Annotated in this window: 15 protein-coding genes; 10 read left to right on the top strand and 5 right to left on the bottom strand. The window is 59.3% G+C overall.

What is annotated here, in order from left to right; translation table 11 throughout:
- Positions 1–95: 95 nt before the first annotated feature.
- Positions 96–1,460, bottom strand: a complete 1,365-nt coding sequence (gene xseA / locus QSJ80_RS14175) for an exodeoxyribonuclease VII large subunit (protein ID WP_285765126.1) — start codon at positions 1,458–1,460, stop codon at positions 96–98.
- 221 nt (positions 1,461–1,681) lie between these two features.
- Here xseA and guaB point away from each other — a divergent pair, with 221 nt between their 5' ends.
- Complete coding sequence (gene guaB, locus QSJ80_RS14170; RefSeq protein WP_285765169.1) at positions 1,682–3,157, top strand: IMP dehydrogenase; 1,476 nt, start codon at positions 1,682–1,684, stop codon at positions 3,155–3,157.
- 80 nt (positions 3,158–3,237) lie between these two features.
- Entirely contained in the window at positions 3,238–4,815 is a 1,578-nt protein-coding gene (gene guaA / locus QSJ80_RS14165) for a glutamine-hydrolyzing GMP synthase (RefSeq protein ID WP_285765125.1), read from the top strand.
- 39 nt (positions 4,816–4,854) lie between these two features.
- Here the strand turns inward: guaA and QSJ80_RS14160 are convergent, their stop codons facing one another.
- From QSJ80_RS14160 to QSJ80_RS14150, 3 genes are all read right to left on the bottom strand, one after another.
- Positions 4,855–6,927 carry a TonB-dependent receptor gene (locus tag QSJ80_RS14160; RefSeq protein ID WP_285765124.1) on the bottom strand — a complete coding sequence of 691 codons (2,073 nt, stop codon included), beginning with the start codon at positions 6,925–6,927 and terminating at the stop codon, positions 4,855–4,857.
- 674 nt (positions 6,928–7,601) lie between these two features.
- Complete coding sequence (locus tag QSJ80_RS14155) at positions 7,602–9,062, bottom strand: aminoacyl-histidine dipeptidase (RefSeq protein ID WP_285765123.1); 1,461 nt, start codon at positions 9,060–9,062, stop codon at positions 7,602–7,604.
- Positions 9,055–11,064 (bottom strand): VacB/RNase II family 3'-5' exoribonuclease, encoded by a 2,010-nt coding sequence (locus QSJ80_RS14150; RefSeq protein ID WP_285765122.1) that lies wholly within the window; start codon positions 11,062–11,064, stop codon positions 9,055–9,057. The genes QSJ80_RS14155 and QSJ80_RS14150 overlap by 8 nt, the downstream gene beginning before the upstream one ends.
- A gap of 362 nt (positions 11,065–11,426) precedes the next feature.
- Here QSJ80_RS14150 and QSJ80_RS14145 point away from each other — a divergent pair, with 362 nt between their 5' ends.
- Positions 11,427–12,500, top strand: a complete 1,074-nt coding sequence (locus tag QSJ80_RS14145) for a Leu/Phe/Val dehydrogenase (protein WP_285765121.1) — start codon at positions 11,427–11,429, stop codon at positions 12,498–12,500.
- Positions 12,501–12,717: 217 nt separating this feature from the next.
- On the top strand, positions 12,718–15,546 hold the full coding sequence (locus QSJ80_RS14140) for a M16 family metallopeptidase (RefSeq protein WP_285765120.1): 2,829 nt from the start codon (positions 12,718–12,720) through the stop codon (positions 15,544–15,546).
- 20 nt (positions 15,547–15,566) lie between these two features.
- Here the strand turns inward: QSJ80_RS14140 and QSJ80_RS14135 are convergent, their stop codons facing one another.
- A complete protein-coding gene (locus QSJ80_RS14135; protein ID WP_285765119.1) occupies positions 15,567–16,181 on the bottom strand; it encodes a glutathione S-transferase family protein in 615 nt (204 codons plus the stop codon).
- Between the two features lie 179 nt (positions 16,182–16,360).
- Here QSJ80_RS14135 and QSJ80_RS14130 point away from each other — a divergent pair, with 179 nt between their 5' ends.
- The 6 genes from QSJ80_RS14130 (at position 16,361) to aspA (ending at position 22,038) form a co-directional block, all read left to right on the top strand.
- On the top strand, positions 16,361–17,710 hold the full coding sequence (locus QSJ80_RS14130) for a metal-dependent hydrolase family protein (protein WP_285765118.1): 1,350 nt from the start codon (positions 16,361–16,363) through the stop codon (positions 17,708–17,710).
- Positions 17,707–18,147, top strand: coding sequence for a VOC family protein (locus QSJ80_RS14125; protein WP_285765117.1), 441 nt, complete (start codon positions 17,707–17,709; stop codon positions 18,145–18,147). Before QSJ80_RS14130 ends, QSJ80_RS14125 begins: the two co-directional genes overlap by 4 nt.
- A gap of 116 nt (positions 18,148–18,263) precedes the next feature.
- Positions 18,264–19,364, top strand: a complete 1,101-nt coding sequence (locus tag QSJ80_RS14120) for a hypothetical protein (RefSeq protein WP_285765116.1) — start codon at positions 18,264–18,266, stop codon at positions 19,362–19,364.
- A 26-nt stretch (positions 19,365–19,390) separates the two neighbouring features.
- On the top strand, positions 19,391–20,080 hold the full coding sequence (locus QSJ80_RS14115; protein WP_285765115.1) for a GntR family transcriptional regulator: 690 nt from the start codon (positions 19,391–19,393) through the stop codon (positions 20,078–20,080).
- Position 20,081: 1 nt separating this feature from the next.
- The gene (locus tag QSJ80_RS14110; protein ID WP_285765114.1) at positions 20,082–20,390 is read left to right on the top strand and encodes a DUF6122 family protein; all 309 of its coding nucleotides are present in this window, start codon (positions 20,082–20,084) and stop codon (positions 20,388–20,390) included.
- Between the two features lie 226 nt (positions 20,391–20,616).
- Positions 20,617–22,038: an aspartate ammonia-lyase gene (gene aspA / locus QSJ80_RS14105; protein WP_285765113.1), complete on the top strand. Its 1,422-nt coding sequence runs from the start codon at positions 20,617–20,619 to the stop codon at positions 22,036–22,038.
- Positions 22,039–22,102 lie beyond the last annotated feature (64 nt).

The following is a 22,102-nucleotide window of genomic DNA, read 5'->3' as shown; positions in this document are numbered from 1 at the left end:
GCTCCAATAGCCGGACATGTGTTGGAGTGTAAAACTGGTCCCGGCCAGATGGCAGCGAAAAAGGTTATAAGGCCGGTGCTGGATATAAGGCCGAATTATTTCTGTTCGGGTCCTGCTGCCGCAGTGCCGGTGCCGACCACTTCTGCCTCGATTTCACCCCGCGCGACGCGCGCACGAATGCGGTCACCGGTGCTAACCTGCGCGGCATCGGTTACGACCGAGTTATTGCTGTCCAGCACGATGCTGTAGCCGCGCCCCAGTACTGCGAGCGGGCTCACGCTGTGCAGCAGCTGGGCGCTGCGTTCGAGTTTGCCGGTGCGGAGCTTGAGCAGGTGCCGGATCGCGGTGGCGAGCCGATCCCGGCTCGATGACAGCTGGCGCTGTGCGGCAGCGAGGCGGATGCCGGGGTTGTGCGCATGGAGCACGCCGCGGGCCTGAGCCAGTTTGTGCTGGCCAGTAGCGATACGCTGGTTTGCGGCGCGTCGGAGGCGCAGCTCCAATTGGTCGAGACGCTGTGCGGCACTGTTTATGCGATCGCTCGGGTGACGCAGGGCATTGCGAATACCGCGCAGGCGCTCGGCGTGGTGGCGCAGTGTGTTGAGGATGCTGCGTGCCATTCGCTCGGTGACATCCTGCAGTTGTTCTGACAGGCCAGCCGCGTTGGCGCTGGCGATTTCCGCCGCTGCGGAGGGGGTTGGTGCTCGGACATCGGCCACGAAGTCGGCAATGGTTGTATCGGTCTCATGGCCGACTGCAGATATGGTGGGAATGGGGCAGGCGGCCAGGGCACGGGCCACGATCTCCTCGTTGAACGGCCAGAGGTCCTCCAGTGATCCGCCACCACGGCCGACGATCAGCAGGTCGTGCCTGCCGCTGGCCGCGGCCCGCTGTATGGCCGCGGCGATTTGTGGCGCGGCCTCCTGGCCCTGCACGGCAACGGGCCAGATACCGATTTCTGCCGCCGGGCAGCGCCGGCCCAGCACATGGATGATATCCCTTACCGCAGCACCGGTAGGGGAGGTGATCACGCCAATGCGCATTGGCAACTGCGGCAGCGGACGCTTGCGTTCCTGCGCAAACAGGCCCTCTGCACGCAGTTTCGCCATGCGCAGTTCGAGCTCGCGCTGCAATGCACCGTGGCCGGCTTCTTCCATATGCTCCGCAATCAGCTGGTATTCACCACGCCCCTCATAAAGACTGACCCTAGCGCGGATCAGGACCTCGCGGCCATTTTGCGGCGCGAACCGCACAGCCATATTGCGACCGCGGAACATGGCGCAGCGCACCTGCGCGCGGCTGTCTTTCAGGGTGAAGTACCAGTGGCCAGACGAAGGACGGGCAAAGTTGGAAATCTCGCCACTCACCCAGAGCAGGGGAATGCTGCCTTCGAGCAGCTGTTTGACCTCGCGATTGAGTTCACTGACTGAGAAGACCTGTCGTTGCGGGGCTTGCCTGTCCATTTTGTGACCAGAGGTGTCCGTATCGATGAATGATGTGTCGGGGGACACATCATTGCAGTGGCAGGGCAACGGGTAAAGGTAGATCGCCCCCCTTTTTAGGAAGTTAGTACCGAAATTCGGTCGAAAGCGAAATAGGGCTTTTCTCTAAACTGGTATCTGGGATAAAATAGAGCGGATACCGTTCTTACCCTTATTCTGAGGTTTAGGTGTCAATGTCCGATCTGTTACGCATCGCCCGCGAAGCCCTCACTTTTGATGACGTCCTGCTGGTGCCCGGCTATTCCGAGGTCACCGCCAAGGATGTGAGCCTGCAAACCAAGCTCAGTCGCAATATCACCCTGAATATCCCCATGCTGTCCGCGGCCATGGATACCGTGACAGAGGCGCGCCTGGCCATCGCCCTGGCGCAGGAGGGCGGCATCGGCATTATTCACAAGAGCATGAGCATCGAGGATCAGGCGCGGGAAGTGCGCGCGGTCAAGAAGTTCGAGGCCGGTGTGGTCAAGGATCCGATCACCATTGATGCCCGCGCCACTGTGAGCGAGCTGGCGGAACTGACGCGCCAGCACCAGATCTCCGGTGTGCCTGTGCTGGAAAACGGAGACCTGGTGGGTATTGTCACGGGCCGTGATGTGCGTTTCCTGACCGATATGAGCCTGCCTGTCGCCAGCGTAATGACCCCGAAAGAGCGCCTGGTAACCGTACGCGAAGGCGTTGGCGCAGAGGAGGTCCAGCACCTGCTGCACAAGCATCGCATCGAGCGTGTGCTGGTGGTCAACGACAAGTTTGAGTTGCGTGGCCTGATCACTACCAAAGACTTCAACAAGGCAGAACAGTACCCGAGCTCCTGTAAGGATGCGGACGGTCGCCTGCGTGTTGGCGCATCTGTCGGTACCAGCCCGGATACGGATGACCGCGTTGCGGCGCTGGTTGAGGCTGGCGTGGATGCGCTGGTTGTGGATACCGCGCACGGGCATTCCCTCAATGTGATTGACCGCGTGAAGCGCATCAAGAGCATGCACCCGGGTGTGGATGTGATTGGCGGCAATATCGCCACCGGCGCTGCAGCGCTGGCGCTGGTCGAGGCGGGCGCGGATGCGGTGAAAGTCGGTATTGGTCCTGGCTCGATCTGTACTACCCGAATTGTTACCGGTGTTGGCGTGCCGCAGATTACCGCGATTGCGGAAGTCGCTGGCGCGCTGAAAGGTACCGGAGTTCCGCTGATCGCTGACGGCGGTATTCGTTTCTCCGGTGATATCTCCAAGGCCATCGTGGCCGGCGCCAGCTCGGTAATGATGGGTTCCATGTTTGCCGGTACCGAGGAAGCGCCGGGCGAGGTAGAGCTGTACCAGGGCCGTACCTACAAATCTTATCGCGGCATGGGCTCCCTGGGCGCCATGAGCCGCACCCAGGGTTCATCCGACCGTTACTTCCAGGATGCCAGCAAGGGCGCGGAAAAACTGGTGCCAGAAGGAATCGAGGGTCGTGTGCCTTACAAGGGACCGATCGCCGCCATCGTGCATCAGATGATGGGCGGCCTGCGCTCTGCGATGGGTTACACCGGCAGCAACGATATCGAGACCATGCGCACCCGTCCGGAGTTTGTGCGGGTTACCGCTGCGGGCATGGGTGAATCCCATGTACACGATGTGACCATCACTAAAGAGGCGCCAAACTACCCAGTCGGCGGTCGCTAACAGGCAGTTGCTATTTGAATTATTTCTGGCGGGCCTGAGGGCCCGCCTTGCATTTGACCTTTAATTTTTTGAGAAAAAATATGTCTCAGGATATTCACGCTAACCGGATTCTCATTCTGGATTTCGGTTCCCAGTACACTCAGCTGATTGCGCGTCGCGTGCGTGAAATCGGCGTATTCTCCGAAATCCGCGCCTTCGATATGAGCGCGGAAGAAATCCGCGAGTATGCGCCGAAGGGCGTTATCCTGGCTGGCGGCCCGGAGTCGGTTACCGAGGCGGGTTCGCCGCGCGCTGCGCAGGAAATCTTCGAAATGGGTATTCCGGTACTTGGCATCTGCTACGGCATGCAGACCATGGCGGAGCAGCTCGGCGGCAAGGTGCAGGGCAGTACTGTTCGCGAGTTCGGATACGCGCAGGTCAAGGCTGAGGGTGAGTCCTCCCTGCTGGCGGATATCAAGGACCATGTAGGTCACGCCGGTGAATCCCTGCTGGACGTATGGATGAGCCACGGTGACAAGGTTACCGAGATGCCTGCGGGCTTCAGCCTGATGGCCTCGACCGAGTCCTGCCCTATCGCAGGCATGTACGATGAAGAGCGTCGCTTCTACGGTGTCCAGTTCCACCCGGAAGTCACCCACACCCTGCAGGGCAAGCGTATCTACGAGCACTTCGTAATGCAGATCTGCGGTTGCGAAGCACTGTGGACGCCGGCCAATATCATTGAGGATTCCATCGAGCGCGTACGTGAGCAGGTAGGTTCCAGCAAAGTGCTGTTGGGCTTGTCGGGAGGTGTCGACTCTTCCGTGGTCGCGGCGCTTCTGCATCGCGCCATCGGCGACCAGCTGACCTGTGTGTTTGTGGACAATGGCCTGTTGCGCAAGGATGAGGGCGAGCAGGTTATGGAAATGTTCGCGGCCAATATGGGCGTGCGTGTGATCCGCGCCAATGCGGAGGACCTGTTCCTGTCGCGTCTCGATGGCATCGACGAGCCGGAACAGAAGCGCAAGATCATCGGCAATACCTTTATCGAGGTGTTCGACCAGGAAGCGACCAGGCTGACCGACGTCAAGTTCCTGGCGCAGGGCACTATCTACCCGGACGTGATCGAGTCTGCCGCGGCCAAGACCGGTAAGGCGCATGTGATCAAGTCGCACCACAATGTGGGTGGCCTGCCGGAAGACATGGCTTTTGAACTGGTGGAGCCGCTGCGCGAGCTGTTCAAGGATGAGGTGCGTACCATCGGCCTGGAGCTGGGGTTACCGTACGACATGGTCTACCGCCATCCGTTCCCGGGTCCTGGCCTGGGGGTACGTATCCTTGGCGAGGTGAAGAAAGAGTACGCGGACATCCTGCGTGAGGCCGATGCCATCTTTATGGAGGAGCTGCACGCTGCCGACTGGTACCACAAGACCAGTCAGGCTTTCGCCGTGTTTATCCCGGTCAAGTCTGTCGGTGTGGTGGGCGACGGCCGCCGCTATGCGTGGGTGATTGGCCTGCGCGCCGTGGAAACTGTGGACTTTATGACCGCACGCTGGGCGCACCTGCCTTATGAGCTGATCGAGAAGGTATCCAACCGCATCATCAACGAGATCGAGGACGTGTCCCGTGTCGTGTACGATGTTTCCAGCAAGCCGCCCGCAACCATCGAGTGGGAATAATCTGCGTGGGGGTGGTGCCAGGCATCACCCCTTGCCAGCTTAGAAACTAATGCCGATATAGGCCCTTAGCTGGCGCGGTTCAAACACCTTGTAATGGTTGTCCGCAATGCCTTCTGCGGGCTCCCCCGGCAGCCGCGATGCGTAAAAGTAGTCGATGTCGTGATCATCTGAATTGAACAGGTTCAGGGCATCGACCTGCAGCCGCCAGGTATCGCTTTTCCAGCCGAATGACAGACTCGCGAAGGTAGAGCCATCGGATTCTTCACTGCGATCTTCGATGAGCGGGAAACCTGAGAAGTGACGCACCCGGAATGAACCGAACCAGCCATCAGCGAGATCAGCGGTAATGGCGCCGGTGGCGACGAACGGGATGGCGCCGGGAATGTCATCTCCTTCCGGGGCGCGATCTGCAAACTTTGTATCCGTCCAGGCGAAGTCTGCCTCGAGCGCCCAGGTTTCATTGATGGCAAAATAGTTGTTGAGCTCGAGGCCCCAGCGCTTGCTCGGCCGGCTGGCCTCGGTATTGCCCGCATCACCGACAAACAGCAGTTCCGAGTCGAGCTCCAGATACCACAGCGCGAAGGCGCTATTCCAGTCGTCAAGCCACAGTGCCTTGTATCCCAGTTCCGCGCCAGTTGACGCCACCAGTGGGTCCACCCGCGCTGCGCGCTCGCCTGTCGCCGGGTCGATACGGATGGTAGTGCCGCGCGCATCGTTGGAATGAAAACCCCGGCCGGCGCTCAGGTAGGCTTCACTGGTTTCCGATAGCGCGCGGATCAGGCTGAACTTGGGGCTGAGGATGTTACTCGATTGTTTGCCCGAGTTGGCTGCATTGTCTGCGCGCACATCAAAGCGGTAGTGATCCCCGCGTATGCCGAGCAGGCTGCGCCATTGCGATGACACTTGCCACTCCAGCTCGTAGAAGATCCCGATACTGCTCTCATCGACGCTGTCTTCACGCACGGAGTCTAGGCGCCTGCGCTGGTGGCTGTGGTAAAGACCTACTGCCTTGATGTCATCCTGGCGCAGTTCCGCCCCAAGGCGATGCAGAAACTGCTCACTGGAACCTCCTCCCCACTGGTGTTGGGCGCTGCCGCCGAGGATCAGGCGGTCATCGTATTGTTCAAACTGATCGCCCTGGAGAGGGGCATCCAGCAGGTAGGTAAAGTTGGACCAGAGCTGCATGCGGTAATCGATCAGGTAGGCGTTGAAGGTGCTGCTGCTATTCGCCGCATCGCGCTGGTAGTGGCCGGAGAGGCTGGCCCGGTGCGACTCTCCACCCAGTGAATCATCCAGAGAACCAAGCTCATCAATGAGGCCCAGGGCTACCGCCCGCGCCGGAATCTGGTCGGCCGAGTTCCATGTGTTGTCATAGTACATGGCGCTGATGCCCCAATGCTGGGATCCATCGCGGCCGCTGAGTTTCAGCAGGCTGTTTATCTTATTTACGTCTTCATCAATATCCGTCCATGGCCCATCGTAAGACTGGCCCTCCAATGCTCCTGAGACGGTGATCGTGTCCGCATCCAAGTGGCCCGTGGCCAGCATACGCCGGTAGCCGTCCTCCCCAAGTCCCAGCTTCAGGCCGATGTCCGGCATCCGGTCGAAGGTGCTGATATGTGCGCCGCCTGCGGATGAGAAATCCCCCAGCTCGGCGTGGTAGGGGCCCTTGACGAAACGTAGGGTCTCGATGGTTTCCGGTATCAGGAAGTTGATGTCGGTGTAGCCCTGGCCGTGCCCGTGGGTACGCATATTCACTGGCATGCCGTCGATCCAGGTGGCGAAATCGGTGCCGTGGTCCAGGTTGAAGCCGCGCAGGAACATCTGGTTGGATTTCCCGGAGCCACTGTGCTGGGTGACGATCATCCCGGGAATGGACTCGAGGATGTCACCCGGCCTCAGCAGCGGTCTTAGCTCGATATCGACCTGGCCAATGACACCTTCTGAAGCAGAGCGCGCCTCCCCAACCAGGGTAGTGCTTCGCCCTTCTACAACCACTTCCTCCATTTCCTCCATTTCCTCCGGTTCATGTGCGGCCACGGGGGCGGTGACTGTGGCGAGCAGGACAACAAACAGGCAGAGGTTGAAAATCAGGCGGCTTCCGGGCGTCATTCTTATGTGCTCAATCAACGTTACCCGAAGATTTTAGGACGACAGCGAGCGGGGCAAGCCTCTGTTAGCGGCTGTTTCCTCGGGTTTGGTTGGGAGTTGCAAAGCACGCCGTTTCGGACCGGCCAACGGCTCCGGCTGCAATTTACGGATCTACAGCCAGTTTTAGGGGGTGGGCGAGCGATAAAACCCAATAAATTCAAATGGCTGTCGTGTTTTGCCACCTGAATTCAGGTGTTCCAATGACGATGGCTCCAGCTAAATAGTACGAGCGTAGAAAATCTTTCCACAAGCTTCGCCGGTGTCGCGAGCGAAATGAAGTTAGCTTCGGTTTTTGTCAAGAAAAAATGTAAAAATTCCGTAAGTCATTGAAAATAATGGGTTTTTCATTGGTGGCTAAAAAAACTACAAAACGCTGGTGGCACCGAATTTCGGGGCCTGAGGGCCAATTCCCAATTGTTAGCCACAGACTTATCCACAGTTCCTGTGGAAAATGGCGGAACGCCGGCGTAATTTGCCTACTTTATGGGCGGGGGATTTCTTGATTTAGCGCAATTCGTCGACTAGCGAAATTTGCAAGAGGTAATTGGGGGTAATAAATGGGGGGAAATGCGCCAGCGCCGCGCCTGCTGCACTGGCTCGGGGCACCCTTCACGAGTGCCCTTGAATGGTCCTGCTCAGCTGGCCCGGGGGACGGCGCCGACTACCGCGATAAAGTACTCCCAGAATTTGCCCACACTCTCGATATGCACCTTTTCGTCCGGGGAGTGGGCGCGGCGAATCGTGGGCCCAAACGACACCATATCCCAGTTCGGGTACACATGTCCCAGAAGACCGCACTCCAGCCCGGCGTGGATCACTTTTACCGCCGGTTCGTTGCCGTACAGCTTCTGGAAGGTGTCCTTCATCATTGCCAGTAGCGGCGAATCCATATTCGGAGTCCAGCCGGGATAGCTGTTGTCGATACTGGCCTCTCCGCCGGCGAGGCGGAACAGTTCGGCAATGCTCTGCGCATGCTCATCGCGGGCGGAGTTGGACAGGCTGCGCACCAGGCACTGCACCTGCACCGCATCATCGCTGGTCTTGACGATGGCCATGTTGTTGGAAGTCTCGACGATACCCTCGAGGGCGAGGCTCATGCGAGCCACCCCGTTGGGGCATACGCGCAGGGCGCGGATCAGCGCGGCCTGTGCCCCTGCATCCAGCATGGTTGCCGGGCGATCGGCAGCTTCGAGGGTGACGGAAAGGTTGGGCTCGTTGCCGAGTTCTGCCGCGACTTCCTGCACACAGTCGTTGAATGCTGTCTCAAAAGCGGGCTTATCCGCTTCCGCCAGCACCAGGGTGGTGAAGGACTCGCGTGGAATCGCGTTGCGCAGGCTACCGCCATTCAGTGCCGCAATGCGCAGGGAGGGCGCCTTCTCCAGTGCGCATGCGATGATGCGGTTTGCGATCTTGTTGGCGTTACCGCGCTCAAGGTGAATATCCACGCCTGAATGGCCACCAAGCAGGCCGCGCACGGCGAGCTGCAGGGCGATGTGGCCGGCCGGCACAGGCTCAGGCTGGTAGGGCAGGCTGACATTGACGTCGACGCCGCCGGCACAGCCCACGTAAAGCTCGCCCTCGTCCTCGGTGTCCAGATTCAACAACAGGTCTGCGTCAAAATACCCCGGCTCCAGGTTACTGGCACCGGTCATGCCGGCCTCCTCGTCGATGGTCAGGAGGGCCTCCAGCGGCCCGTGCGGAATATCACGGGAGTCGAGCAGGGCCAGAATCGCAGCTACGCCAATACCGTTGTCCGCACCGAGTGTAGTGCCCTCGGCCGTTACCCAGTCGCCATCGATATAGGGGCGGATCGGGTCATTGATAAAGTCATGCTCGGTGTCGGCGTTCTTTTGCGGCACCATATCCACATGGGACTGCATTGCCAGCGGTGCGCGGTCTTCCATCCCCGGTGTGGCCGGTTTTTTCAGGATGACATTACCGATCTTGTCCTGCTGCACATGCAGGCCGCGGTTAGTCGCAAATTCGATAATGGCTTTTACGACCTTGTCCTCGTGCTTGGACGGGCGCGGTATCTCGCACAGGCGCGCGAATTGTTGCCACAGAGCCTGTGGCGCGAGCTGGGCGATATCACTCATTGTCGTTGCTTCCTTCAGTTGGTTTTGTGGCCTGTTCTGTCTCCGGCGCTTCTGTTTCAGAAGCTTCGGCCGGTTGCACCAGTGCCAGCTGGATATTGCGCCGGCCCAGGTCCACGGAATCGATCTTGACGGTCACCTGCTGGTCCAGCTGGTAGCGCTGCTCCCCCTTGGTCAGGGTCAGGTACTTGCCGTCGAAAGTTGCATCGGTTTTCTTGCCGGTACGAATGCGGATAAAACCCTCGATGCCGTTGTCATTCAGGCGCACGCCGATGCCGGAGCCGGTTACGCGTACCACGGTGCCGGCATATTCCGCACCGATCTTGTCAGTGAGGAATATGCAGTGCAGCCACTGCTCCAGCAGGCGATCGGCGCGGCGGCCCAGGACGACCTGCGCCTGCAGGTCTTCGACCTGCTGTGGTTCAATGGCGGGCATTTCGTTGCCGCCCAGCGCAGCCTTCAGGATGCGATGGTTGTGCAGGTCATTGTATTTGCGAATCGGCGAGGTTGCCGTTGCGTACTGTGCGAGGCCGAGTCCGAGGTGCGGTCCCGCAGCCGGGGCGAAGGCACCGGGGCGCAGCATGCGTTTGAGTACGGCGAGAACTGCGTGTTTTTCCGGGTTGCCGTCGAGGTGACGAATCAGTTCGACATAGTTGTCCAGTTGATGCAGGTCCCTGTCGGCGAATTCCGGCGCCTGCTCGCGCAGTATGGCCCGGACTTCCTCCATCCGTTCGTCGCGGAAGCCCAGGTGCTCGGAAAAAATACCGGCCTGGCATTCCGCCAGTTTTTCACCGATACAGATGTTGGCCGCCAGCATGGCTTCTTCAACCAGACGGTGTGCGGCATTGCGCTGGCGCAGGGCGATGCGTTCGATATGGAGCTTGTCGTCCAGAATGAGCCGGTATTCCGGGCGCTCTTCCATCAGGGCAGTGTGTTCACTGCGGTATTCAAGGCGCGCATTGGCGCAGGCCTGCAGTTCGCGCAGACGTTCATGCAGGCTTGCGTCAACCTGCTCGCTGCCACCATTTTCGAGCAATTCTGCCACGGCTTTGTAGCTGAGCTTGGCGCCGGAGGTGATGGCCGCTTCCTCGAACTTGCAATTGTGGATGGACCCATCGGAGGTTATTTCGATACTGGCGATGACTACCGGGCGCGCTTCGCCGGGGATCAGTGAGAAGGCATTTTCGCCGAGCACCGCAGGCATCATGTTGAGGGTCTGGCCAGGGAGGTAGACGCTGGTGGCGCGCTTGCGGGCTTCATTGTCCAGTGTAGATTCCGGCTCGATCAGGGAGGCGGGGTCTGCGATGGCTACGTGCAGGAGCCAGCCGTTGTCGGTTTTCTCGATTGCCAGGGCATCATCCATGTCGCGGGTGGTTTCCGCATCGATGGTGACGAAGCCAAGGTCGCTCGCATCGCGACGTGTGGCCACCACCTCAGGCAGTTTTTCAGCGAGTTGCGCGGCCTCCTTTTCCAGTGCCTCGGGGAAGGCTGCCGGCAATTCAAACTGGGCGATGGTGTAGTGGTGCTCAATGCCTGCCTGGTCCGGGTTGCCGATGACCTCGGTCACTTTTGCCTGACCGCGGCCATCCTTGAACGGGTGCCTGCTGATGGTGCAGGCAATATAGTCGCCTGGGCTCGCCTTGCCGCGCGATTTGGGCGGCAAGAAAATCCACCGGTTGAACCCCGGGATATGCGGTTGTACGAAGTGGCCCTGGCCGCGCTGGATGTACTGGCCAACCAGCCGGGTGACGCCTTGCTCGAGCAGGGCGTCCAGCTCCGCCTCGGATTTGCCCTCGCCCTTGTCCTCGATGCTGACCCGGACCCGGTCTCCCGGGAATACCCGCTCCATTTCGGCCGGAGGCAGGAAGGATTCACTGCCGTCATCTAACACCACAAAGCCGAATTTGCCGTTGGTGCCGCGAACGACGCCCTCGGAATATGCCTTGGATTGGCGGATTTCATTTTTCAGTTGGGAAAGCTGACCAAGGGCGTCGCGATTGAGCATGCTGGGTCCTGAGAATCTGGGGTTTACTGCAAAAGGTGGCCGCGGATTCTACCAGAGGCGCTGCTCCAGAATAAGCGAGGGCGGGGGGCCATGGGGTATTGCGCCGCCAATTTGGTGGATCTAGATGATTATCCTAAAAAGAGGCACGATTTTGTTATAAATCACCTGCACATGACCGCTAATTTGATTAATATGCAATGTGTAAATTTCAACTGGCGATATAATCAATTGCCTGCTGAGATTGGGTGTACCAAAACCGCAGTCTAGATTGCAGTCGACCTGTCAGTCCGTGGCCAAAAGCCGGCGGGCGGGGCGGCATTTATGCATACAAAGCCCGTACAGAAGCTTTGAGGAACAACGAAATGAGCATTTTTTCTCACCCTGCTTACGATATGCACGAGCAGGTCGCATTCTATCAGGATGCCAATTCCGGTCTTAAGGCCATCATCGCCGTTCACAATACCAATCTCGGCCCGGCGCTGGGCGGCTGCCGCATGTGGACTTACGCGAGTGACGAAGAAGCTCTGTACGATGTGCTGCGCCTGAGCCGCGGCATGACCTATAAATCCGCCATGGCCGGCCTGGAGCTGGGCGGTGGCAAGGCTGTGATTATCGGTGACCCACGCAAGGACAAGAGCCCGGAGCTGCTGCGCTCCATGGGTGAGTTCATCAATTCCCTCGGTGGCCGCTACATCACCGCAGAAGATTCCGGTACCAGCGTGGCTGATATGGAAGTGATCGGCGAGCGCACCAAGTTTGTATCCGGTGTTGTTGAGGGTGCCGAGCACGGTGGTGATCCGTCTCCGTCTACTGCCTACGGTGTTTTCGTTGGCATCAAGGCTGCGGCCAAGCACCGCTGGGGCAGCGAGGACCTGACCGGCCGCAAGGTTGCCATCCAGGGTGTGGGCAACGTTGGCTTCCGCCTGGCGAAGCTGCTAAAAGACGCCGGTGCCGAGCTGTTTGTAACCGATATCTTTGCCGACAATGTTTCCCGCGCCGTGCAGGAGCTGGACGCGACTGCTGTCACTGCAGAAGAAATCTTTGACCTCGGCGTGGACATCTTTGCCCCGTGTGCACTGGGTGCGATTATCAACGACAAGACAATTGATCGCCTGAAGGTCGCCATCATCGCTGGTGCGGCCAACAACCAGCTGGCGGAAGAGCGTCACGCCGAGATCCTGCGGGACAAGGGCATCCTCTATACCCCGGATTACGTGATCAATGCCGGCGGTATTATCGACGTGTTCTACCAGCACAAGGGTATCCAGGACGATGCGAAGGTTCAGGCGCACATTGAGTCTATCGGTGCGACCCTGGCGGAAGTATTCGAGCGCGCTGACGCAACCGGCAAGACCACGTCTTCCGTTGCGGATGTGATTGCCGAAGAGCGTTTCGGCAAGCGCCCGACCAATGGGGATGTGGACCAGGCTGCGTAAGCACCTGCCGTTTTCCGAACCTTAAAAGCGCGCCTTGCTATGCAGGCGCGCTTTTTTTTTGCGGGGAATAAATGGGGGCAGATTGACGGGGTCGGAGCGAAGATTGATGGGGTCAGAGCGAATGCTCTGACCCCGTTAGTTATACTCCTGAACAAATGGGGTCAGAGCCTTGGCTCTGACCCCATTCATCACCCGAGAATAAACAGGAATACCAATCGTGCCCGAACGCAGCACTGTAAAAGCACTGAAATTTTCTCCCTTACTGTTTCTGGTCGTTAGTTTTCTCGTCGCTTGTACTGACAGGGCTGTAGAGACGGAGCCAGCTGCCGAGCCTGTACGTAGCGAAAAACCCCCGGTTGAAGCCCGCGACAACCCGGCGTTCGTGCCGCCACCGGATATCGAAATCCCCTTTTACAAGTCGCAGCTGGACAATGGCCTCACCGTAATCGTGCATGAGGACCACAAGGCGCCTGTTGTGGCAATCAATATCTGGTACCGGGTCGGGTCCAAGGATGAAACGCCCGGCAAAACCGGCTTCGCCCACCTTTTTGAGCACCTGATGTTCAACGGTTCAGAAAACTATCCCGGAGAATATTTCGAGCCCTTCCAGCGCGCTGGCGCCACCGGTATGAATGGCACGACCAACAACGACCGCACCAATTATTTCGAGACGGTGCCGGTGGGGGCGCTGGACATGGCGCTGTGGATGGAGTCTGACCGGATGGGGCACTTTGCCGGCGCCATCAGCCAGGAAAAGCTGGATGAGCAGCGTGGCGTGGTCAAGAACGAAAAGCGCCAGGGTGAGAATCGACCCTACGGCAAGGCATGGGAAAGCATCGCCCGCGCCACTTTTCCGCCGCAACATCCGTATTCATGGCCGGTGATCGGTTCCATGGAGGATCTCGACAACGCCAGCCTCGAGGACGTCAAGCAGTGGTTCAAGGAGTACTACGCACCGGCCAATGCGATTCTTGTCTTCGCCGGGGATATCACTGCCGAGAAGGCGATGGAAAAGGCACAGTACTATTTCGGCGATATCCCGAGCCCGTCTGTACCGCCAGTGCTGAAGCGCTGGGAATTACCGCAGACAGTGGCAAAGCACGAGCAGATTTTCGACGAAGTTCCGCAAACCCGGATCTACAAGGTCTGGAATACACCCGCGATCGGAAGTGCGGATGAGCATGTGCTGGATATCCTGGCGCCGCTGCTCGGTAATCGCAAAAACTCGCTGCTCTATCGCGAGCTGGTTTTTGAGAAGCGCCTGGCGACGGGTGTCAGTGCTTTTTATTTCGGTCGCCAGCTGGCCGGCCAATTCATTGTGATGATCGATGTAAAACCCGGGGTGGAGCCCGCTCTGGTTGAGGCGCAAGTAGATAGGCTGATGGCGCAGTTCCGCGCGGAAGGAGCGTCTGCAGCGGAGCTGCGGCGGATCAAGCAGGGTGAATTCTCCGAATTGGTCAAGGGCCTGGAAAAAGTGGGCGGCTTCGGCGGCAAGTCCGACCTGCTGGCGCGTTCGGAGTTTTTTTATGGTGATCCCGGCATATTGCTGGACAGTATCGAACAGTACGCGGCCATTACGCCGGAAGATGTCAATCGGGTAGTGCGCAAGTGGCTGCCGGCGGACAGCTACACCTTGCACGTGAGCCCCAGGGGCGAGTTCAAGGCGGCGGACAAGGGCGCGGATCGCAGTAGTGTGCCTGAGGTGGATAAAGAGGTGCATCTGGAGCTGCCGCAGCAGAATCCGTTTGCCCTCGATAACGGGCTGCAGGTGGTGCTGGTCGAGCGCCATGATACTCCGGCGGTATTTATGCAGATGCAGTTTCCCGGAGGTGGCGCGACCGATGGAGACAAGCCGGGGCTGGCCTCCATGGTTGCGGCGATGCAATCGGAAGGTGCAGGCGACTATGACAGCCTGGCATTCAGTAACCGGGAAGAGGAACTCGGCGCGGCAATCGGGGCGGGTAGTGCGCTGGATTACAACACCCTGTCCATGACGGCATTGACCAACTTACTGGATGATTCCGTGGCGCTGTTTGCCGATGTGATCCTGCGTCCGCGTTTCGATGAGAAAGACCTCGAGCGCCTGCGCTCAAACTGGCTGGACAAGATTGCCCAGGAACAGGCGCAGCCACGCGGCCTGGCCCTGCGCGCGCTGCCGCCATTGTTGTTCGGTGAGGGCCACCCCTACAGTGCGCCGCTTACCGGTTCCGGTACAGTAGCGGGTGTCAGCGCCATCACCACTGAAGATATCGCGCGCTTTCATAAGGCGCATGTGCGACCGGACAATGCGCGCCTGGTAGTGGTGGGGGATATCACCCGTGAGGATCTGCAGCCGTTACTGGAAAAACACCTCGGCGGTTGGAAAGCGCCGGCGGGGGCTGGCGATACGGCGGCGGTAGCAGAGGTCAGGCGCCCCGACAAAACCACGATCTACCTGATGGACAAGCCCGGCGCACAGCAGAGTTTCATTCTGGCCGGGTTGGTGATGCCGCCTCGCGCCCTCGAAGATGCCGAGGCCTACGAAGCAATGGAAACTGCGCTCGGCGGCAAGTTTACCTCGCGCCTGAACCTCAATCTGCGAGAGGACAAGCACTGGTCTTATGGTGTGAGCGCGGTAACACTCGATACTGCGAATCAGCGGCCGTACCTGCTGTTCGCACCGGTGCAGACAGACAAGACTGCGGCGGCAATGCGGGAAATACACAAGGAAATCAGCGAGTTTGTTGGCGAGCGCCCGCTGGAGGAGGAAGAGCTACAGGATTTTGTCAGTGATGAGACCCTCAAGCAGAGCGCGCGCTTCCAGACCAAGGGCCAGTTGTTGTCCAGTATTGCGTGGCAGCTGCGGCACGGGTTGCCGGCGGACTATATCGCCAAGTATCCGGAGCGTCTTGCGGAACTGACACTCGAGGCAGGGCGTTCCGCCGCGGGCAAGTATCTTGCTCCGGATCGTTTCGTCTGGGTGGTGGTCGGCGACTTGGAAAAAGTGCATGAGGATATCGAGGCGCTCGAACTGGGAGAGGTTCGCCTGCTCGAGCGCCTGCCTTAGTGTGGGGATCGAAGCGGTAGTCAGGCCGAGAAAGCCGGGCGCTGCTTTAATGTGTCGTACCAGCGCATAAGGTGCGGGTGTGCGGCCTTGTCCGGACGGATCTTGACGACCTTGGCAAAGTCCATTGGGCAGAACATGGATATGTCTGCAACCGAGAAATAGTCACCGGCCAGGAACTCGTTGTGTTCCAGGTGCGCATCCAGCCTGGTGAAGAATTTCTGTACCTGCTCACCGCAATTCGCGCCGAACTCTGGGAACGGGGTCATACGATCCTTGAAGACACCTGTGGTGTGCTGAAAGCACATGCCAACCGGCAGCATCATGTTGTAATCGGCAATCCGGTCCCACATTTCCACCAGGGCGATCTCGCGGGGATTGCGGCCAAATAGTGGCGGCTCCGGGTGCAGCGCCTCGAAGTAACGTTTGATGGCCACAGACTCCGAGATGCAGGTGCCGTCGTCGAGTTGTAGCAGCGGGACCTTGCCGGTAAAGCTCTTCTCCCTGTATTCACCTTCCAGGTTAGCGCCACCCATGATATCGATCTGCTCAAACTCGATATCGTCGATTCCTTTCTCTGCGAGGTAAATGCGCACCCTGCGGCAATTCGGGGCGGGGGCGGTCTCAATTATTTTCATGGTGGCTGTCCTTGTTTCGAGTACAGCACAACAGTATCACCGCATTGCTGCGCGGTGCCAGTCCTGTTCAATTACGGTACTTGTGTGGGCGAAATTGCGGGGCCAGAGGGGCCGTGATAGGGTTGCCAGCACCTTGATAATTACACACAAGAAACGCAGGCAAGCGGGAGTCAAATGCAATGGGGTGGATAGCGAGGTTAACCGTGGCGGCGCTGGGAGTGGTCGCGAGCGCAGCGGTCTTTGGCGAGAGCTACGCGATACATGCCGGAAAACTCTTTGACAGTGAGAAGGCAACCCTGCTCGCCGAACAGACGATTCATGTGGTGGATGGCCACATCGACTCGGTAGAGCCGGGTTACCAGCAGCGCGAGGGTGCGTCGGTCATAGACTTGCGGGGCTATACCGTTTTACCGGGCCTGATGGATATGCACACGCACTTGCTCAGCGAGCACAGCGCACGTTCATACATGGATCGCTTTATCCTCAACGCACCGGACTACACCCTGCGTGGTGTGGTCAATGCGGAGAAAACCCTGATGGCGGGATTCACGACGGTTCGGGACCTCGGGGATATGTACAACGCGACTGTGAGCCTGCGCAAGGCCATCAATGCCGGCGCTATTGACGGGCCGCGCGTTTTTACTGCCGCAAAATCCATCGCGACGACAGGCGGCCATGCTGATCCCACCAACGGCTTCCGCGCAGACCTCATGGGCAACCCGGTGCCGGGCGAGGGTGTGGTGAACGGGGTTGCTGCGGCACGTGAGGCTGTCCGGCAGCGCTACAAGGATGGTGCCGACCTGATCAAGATCACCGCAACCGGCGGTGTGCTGAGTATGGCCAAAAGCGGCCAGAATCCCCAGTTCATGCAGGACGAGCTCGAGGCGATCGTACAGACCGCGAAAGACTACGGCTTCAGTGTCGCTGTGCACGCGCACGGCAAGGAAGGCATGAAGCGTGCGGTCAATGCCGGCGTGGACTCGATAGAGCACGGCACCTACATGGATGCAGAGGTCATGAGCCTGATGCGTCGCAACGGTACCTGGATGGTGCCGACACTGATGGCCGGTGAGTGGGTGACGGAAAAGGCCCGGGTCGATGGCTTTTTCCCGGACATGGTGCGGGTCAAGGCAGCTGAAATCGGCCCGCTGATGCAGGAAACGTTCAGCGAGGCATACCGGCGCGGGGTTCGCATTGCATTTGGGACCGACTCGGGTGTGTCAGCCCATGGGGGCAATGCGCGTGAATTTGTGTTGATGGTGGACGGCGGCATGCCAGCGGCGGAGGCGCTGCAGGCGGCAACGCTGAATGCCGCGCAGCTGCTGCGTGTGGAGGACGAGCTGGGTTCCATTGCCAGTGGCAAACATGCGGACATAGTGGCGGTGAAGGGTAATCCGCTTGAGGACATTACACTGATGCAGTCGGTCCCCTTCGTCATGAAGGCGGGAATTGTCTACAAGCAACCTCAGGGCGAGACTTCGGCGTCAGCGGGGACGCTTGAGGATGAAGGTGAGGAGCAGGGCCAATGAGATATTTACACACCATGGTGCGGGTCGCGGATCTCGATGCGTCACTGAAATTCTACTGTGAGCAGCTGGGGCTGGTTCAGGTTTCGAGAAAAGACTACGAGTCCGGCCGCTTCAGTCTGATATTCCTGGCAGCGCCCGGCGACGCCGGATCGGCAGCGGAGTCCAAGGCGCCGCTGCTGGAACTGACCTACAACTGGGATCCGGAGGAATACACCGGTGGGCGCAATTTTGGCCATCTCGCCTATGCGGTACCAAATATCTACGAAACCTGCCAGCGCCTGATGGATGCGGGAGTGACCATCAATCGCCCGCCACGTGACGGGCATATGGCGTTTGTGCGTTCGCCAGACGGTATTTCCATTGAGTTGCTCCAGGAAGGCGGCAAGCTGCCACCGCAGGAGCCGTGGGCAAGCATGGAAAATACAGGATCCTGGTGAAATCGGGGGTGTCCGGACGGGTGCCCACCTTCCCATGAAAAAATTTCCGCCACGTTTTAGAATAACGCCAGATCTCGGCCCCTAGCGGGGCCGAGCTTTTTCCAGAGGGGGTACGCGTGGCAGTTGAACAATCATCCTTTGTCATTCTCGCGGGGGCGACAGCCGCCCGCAAGATCCGTGAGGAAGGCTTCCGGCAGGAGCATTTTTCCACATTGGTGGGTGCTTCGGGCGGTCCCAAGTGGCTGGTGATCAGCCAGCTGGACCGGTTGCTGATGGATGAGTTCTTCAAGAGTCGGCAGGCTCCCATTGCAGCGCTGGGTTCCTCCATCGGCAGTTTCCGGAATATGTGTTATGCGCTGGAAAATCCGCGCAAGGCCCTGGAACAACTCGAACACGGCTATATCCACCAGCGCTATTCGTCCGACAAGCCGACCCCGGAAGAGATTACCCGGGTGGGGGACGAGCTGGTGGCATCGATCCTGGGGCAGAACGGGGCGGAATTCCTGACCCGGAACCCGGTCTGGCAGAACCACTTTGTGACAGTTCGCAGTCGCGGCCTGCTGGCCAGCGAGCGGCCGGCGCTGCTGGGGCCGTCGCTACTGGTATCGGCGCTCGCGAATGTGGTGTCCCGCAAGACCCTGGGAGCGTTCTGGGATCGCGTGGTCTTCCACACCGGTGAAAATGCGGCTTTCGAGTTCGAGCACCTGGATACCACCAATGTTCGCCTGTCCCCGGGGGCGGTCAAGGATTCTGTCATTGCCAGCGGCTCCATTCCGCTGGTTATGTCCGGTATCCAGACGCCGGAAGGCGCCCCGCGCGGGAACTATCGCGACGGCGGGGTGACCGATTATCATTTTGACCTCCGGTTCAGTCACCCGGAGGGACTGATTCTCTACCCGCACTTTTTCCCGTACATAGTGCCGGGATGGTTCGACAAGAGCCTGCGCGGCCGCTGGGTATCCGGCTCTGCCATGGACCGCACTGTACTGGTGGCTCCGTCGCCGGCGTTTGTAGCGGGCCTGCCAAATGGCAAGGTGCCGGATCGGAACGATTTCCGCAGCATGGGTGAGGCCGAGCGCATCGCCTGCTGGAATCGGGTGGTGGCCGAGTGCGAGCGCATGGCGCAGGAGTTCTACACGGCCTGGCAGAGCGGCGACCTGGAGCGTCGGGTTGTCGAAGTGACGGGTGAGCAGAAGCCACAGGACCTGGCCGTATAGTTGCGGCCGTTTAGCAGGAACGCATTATGACGCAGGCACAGGGCAACTTCCTCGGTACCGGTGAAGGTGAAGCGGGGGAGCCTAGGACCACACAGGAGCGTGTCTATACCGAGCTGCGCAATGCGATCCTGCGCGGACGTTTCCTGCCGGGCAATCAGGTGACGATTCGCGGCCTGGCGGAGCAGCTGGATTGCAGCCCGATGCCGGTGCGTGAGGCTTTACGACGGCTGATCTCGGAGCAGGCGCTTGCCCTGGGCGACACCCGTCGGGTGACGGTACCCAGCATGACCCAGGAAAAACTGGCGGAGATCTGTGATGCGCGGGTTGCGCTCGAGTGCCAGGCCGCGGCGATGGCGCTGCCGAACCTGGGGGCAGGCGAGCTGCAAACCCTGCGCGAACTGGATGACCGGGTTACCCGTGCATTGGACGAGGGTGACACCGAGGCCTATGTCACATCCAACCTGGAATTTCACTTCTATCTCTATCAACAGGGCAGGCCGCAGGTGGTGCTGGCGCTGATCGAGAGCCTGTGGCTACAGACAGCGCCCCTGCAGCACCTGGTATTCAATCGATTCGGTGTGGAACGTATGCCGGATCGCCACCAGGACCTGCTCGAGGCTATCGTCGACAGGGATGAGATCGCAGTGCGCCGCGCGATCGAGCAGGATATCCGCGAGGGGCTGGGCTCGCTCTCCCTCGAAGAGCTTTCCGGCTGATATGTCTTCTGCGGTACACATGGTGCTGCATTTTGCAGTGCCGCTGGCAATTGCCTGGTTTTTCTATCGTCCGCAATGGCTTCGCGCGTTTCTCATATTGATTGCCACCATGCTCGTGGATCTCGACCATTTGCTGGCAACCCCCATCTTCGACCCTGACCGCTGCAGTATCGGTTTTCACCCCCTGCATCGATGGCCCGCCATTGCGGTTTACTGCCTGATGCTGTTGCCTGCGAAAACCCGGATCCTTGGCATTGGGCTGCTGGTGCACATGATTCTCGACTGGGGCGACTGCCAGAAATTCATCTAGCGCCGGGCATTCCGGCCAGACCGAAATAAAAGCGCTTAAACAGCGCGAAAAAAAGCATTTGATTCGTTGTCTTCGCGCACGCCAGCGGCTTAAATACCGCCCACATCAGGCGCAGCGCAAACCCGTGCCGGCGCAACCCAATAATAATGAACAGCTACACTTGCAGAGTATTTCCGCGCCCAGGCGCTGGAGCCTATGAGTGTACCTGCGGTACCGGACCCCCGCTATGAACCGAACCGAGAACGTACGAATCGAATCTGATCTGCTGGGCGAGCGCGAAGTCCCGGCAGAGGCCTACTATGGCATCCAGACCCTGCGTGCACTGGAGAACTTCAATATCACCGGTGTGCCCATCAGCCACTTTCCCAACCTGCCGCCCGCGCTGGCGATGGTCAAGAAGGCCTGCGCACTCGCGAACCGCGATCTCGGTCACCTGGATGCGGACAAGGCCGATGCGATCTGTCAGGCCTGCGATGAAGTAATCGCGGGGGAGCTGCACGAGCATTTTGTGGTGGATATGATCCAGGGCGGTGCGGGTACCTCCACCAACATGAATGCCAATGAGGTGATTGCAAACCGGGCGCTGGAAATCCTGGGGTATCGGCGCGGTGATTACGAACACCTGCACCCGAATATTCACGTCAATATGGCGCAGTCCACCAACGATGTTTACCCGACTGCGGTGCGCTTGGCGATGGTTTTAAAGCACGAGCGCCTGATCGAGGCAGCTTCCGCCCTGCAGGCTGCGTTTGCCGCCAAGGGCCTCGCCTTCAAGGGCGTGCTGAAAATGGGGCGTACCCAGCTGCAGGATGCCGTGCCCATGTCTCTCGGGCAGGAGTTCAACGGCTTTGCCACGACTATCGGTGAAGATATCGCACGCCTCAAGGAAATGGCTTCGCTGCTGCGCGAAATCAACCTCGGCGGCACGGCGATCGGTACCGGTATCACGGCCGAAGAGGGCTATGCGGAAATCGCGGTGAGCCACCTGCGTGCCGTGTCCGGCGAGGAAGTGGTGCTGGCGACCGACCTGGTCGAAGCGACCTCGGACATGGGGGCCTTCGTGATCTTCTCCGGCATGTTGCGCCGGATCGCAGTAAAGATTTCCAAAATCTGCAACGACCTGCGCCTGATGTCATCCGGCCCGAAATGTGGGCTGAATGAAATCAACCTGCCGGAAAAACAGCCGGGTTCGTCCATCATGCCCGGCAAGGTTAACCCGGTGATCCCGGAAGCGGTCAACCAGGTGGCATTTACGGTAATCGGCAATGACGTGACCGTTACCATGGCGGCGGAAGCGGGCCAGCTACAGCTGAATGTGATGGAGCCGGTGATTGTCTACAAGATTCTCGAGTCGGTGCAGTATCTTGCCGCGGCACTGCAGTCGCTGCGCAAGGACTGTGTCGAGGGCATTACGGCCAACGAGGAAATCTGTCGCGCCTATGTGGATAACAGCATCGGAATCGTGACCGCGCTCAACCCCTACATCGGCTACAAGAACACCACCCGCATAGCGCGCCAGGCATTGAAGACCGGGCGGCGAGTGGCAGACTTGGTACTGGAGGAGAAGATACTCACCCAGGAGGAGCTGGACGAGGTGATGAAGCCGGAAAATATGCTGATGCCGCGCCGCTCCAAGCCCAGCGGTTGACGCGGGCCGGCATCCTGTGGCCGGGCAGTCGCCTTGACTTTTGGCGGTCGGAATTTATCCTACG

Origin of the sequence: Biformimicrobium ophioploci (genome assembly GCF_030270605.1) — a bacterium.
Lineage (GTDB): Bacteria > Pseudomonadota > Gammaproteobacteria > Pseudomonadales > Cellvibrionaceae > Biformimicrobium > Biformimicrobium ophioploci.
Note: the sequence above shows the minus strand (reverse complement) of the source record. Positions and strands in the feature narration are given on the sequence as shown.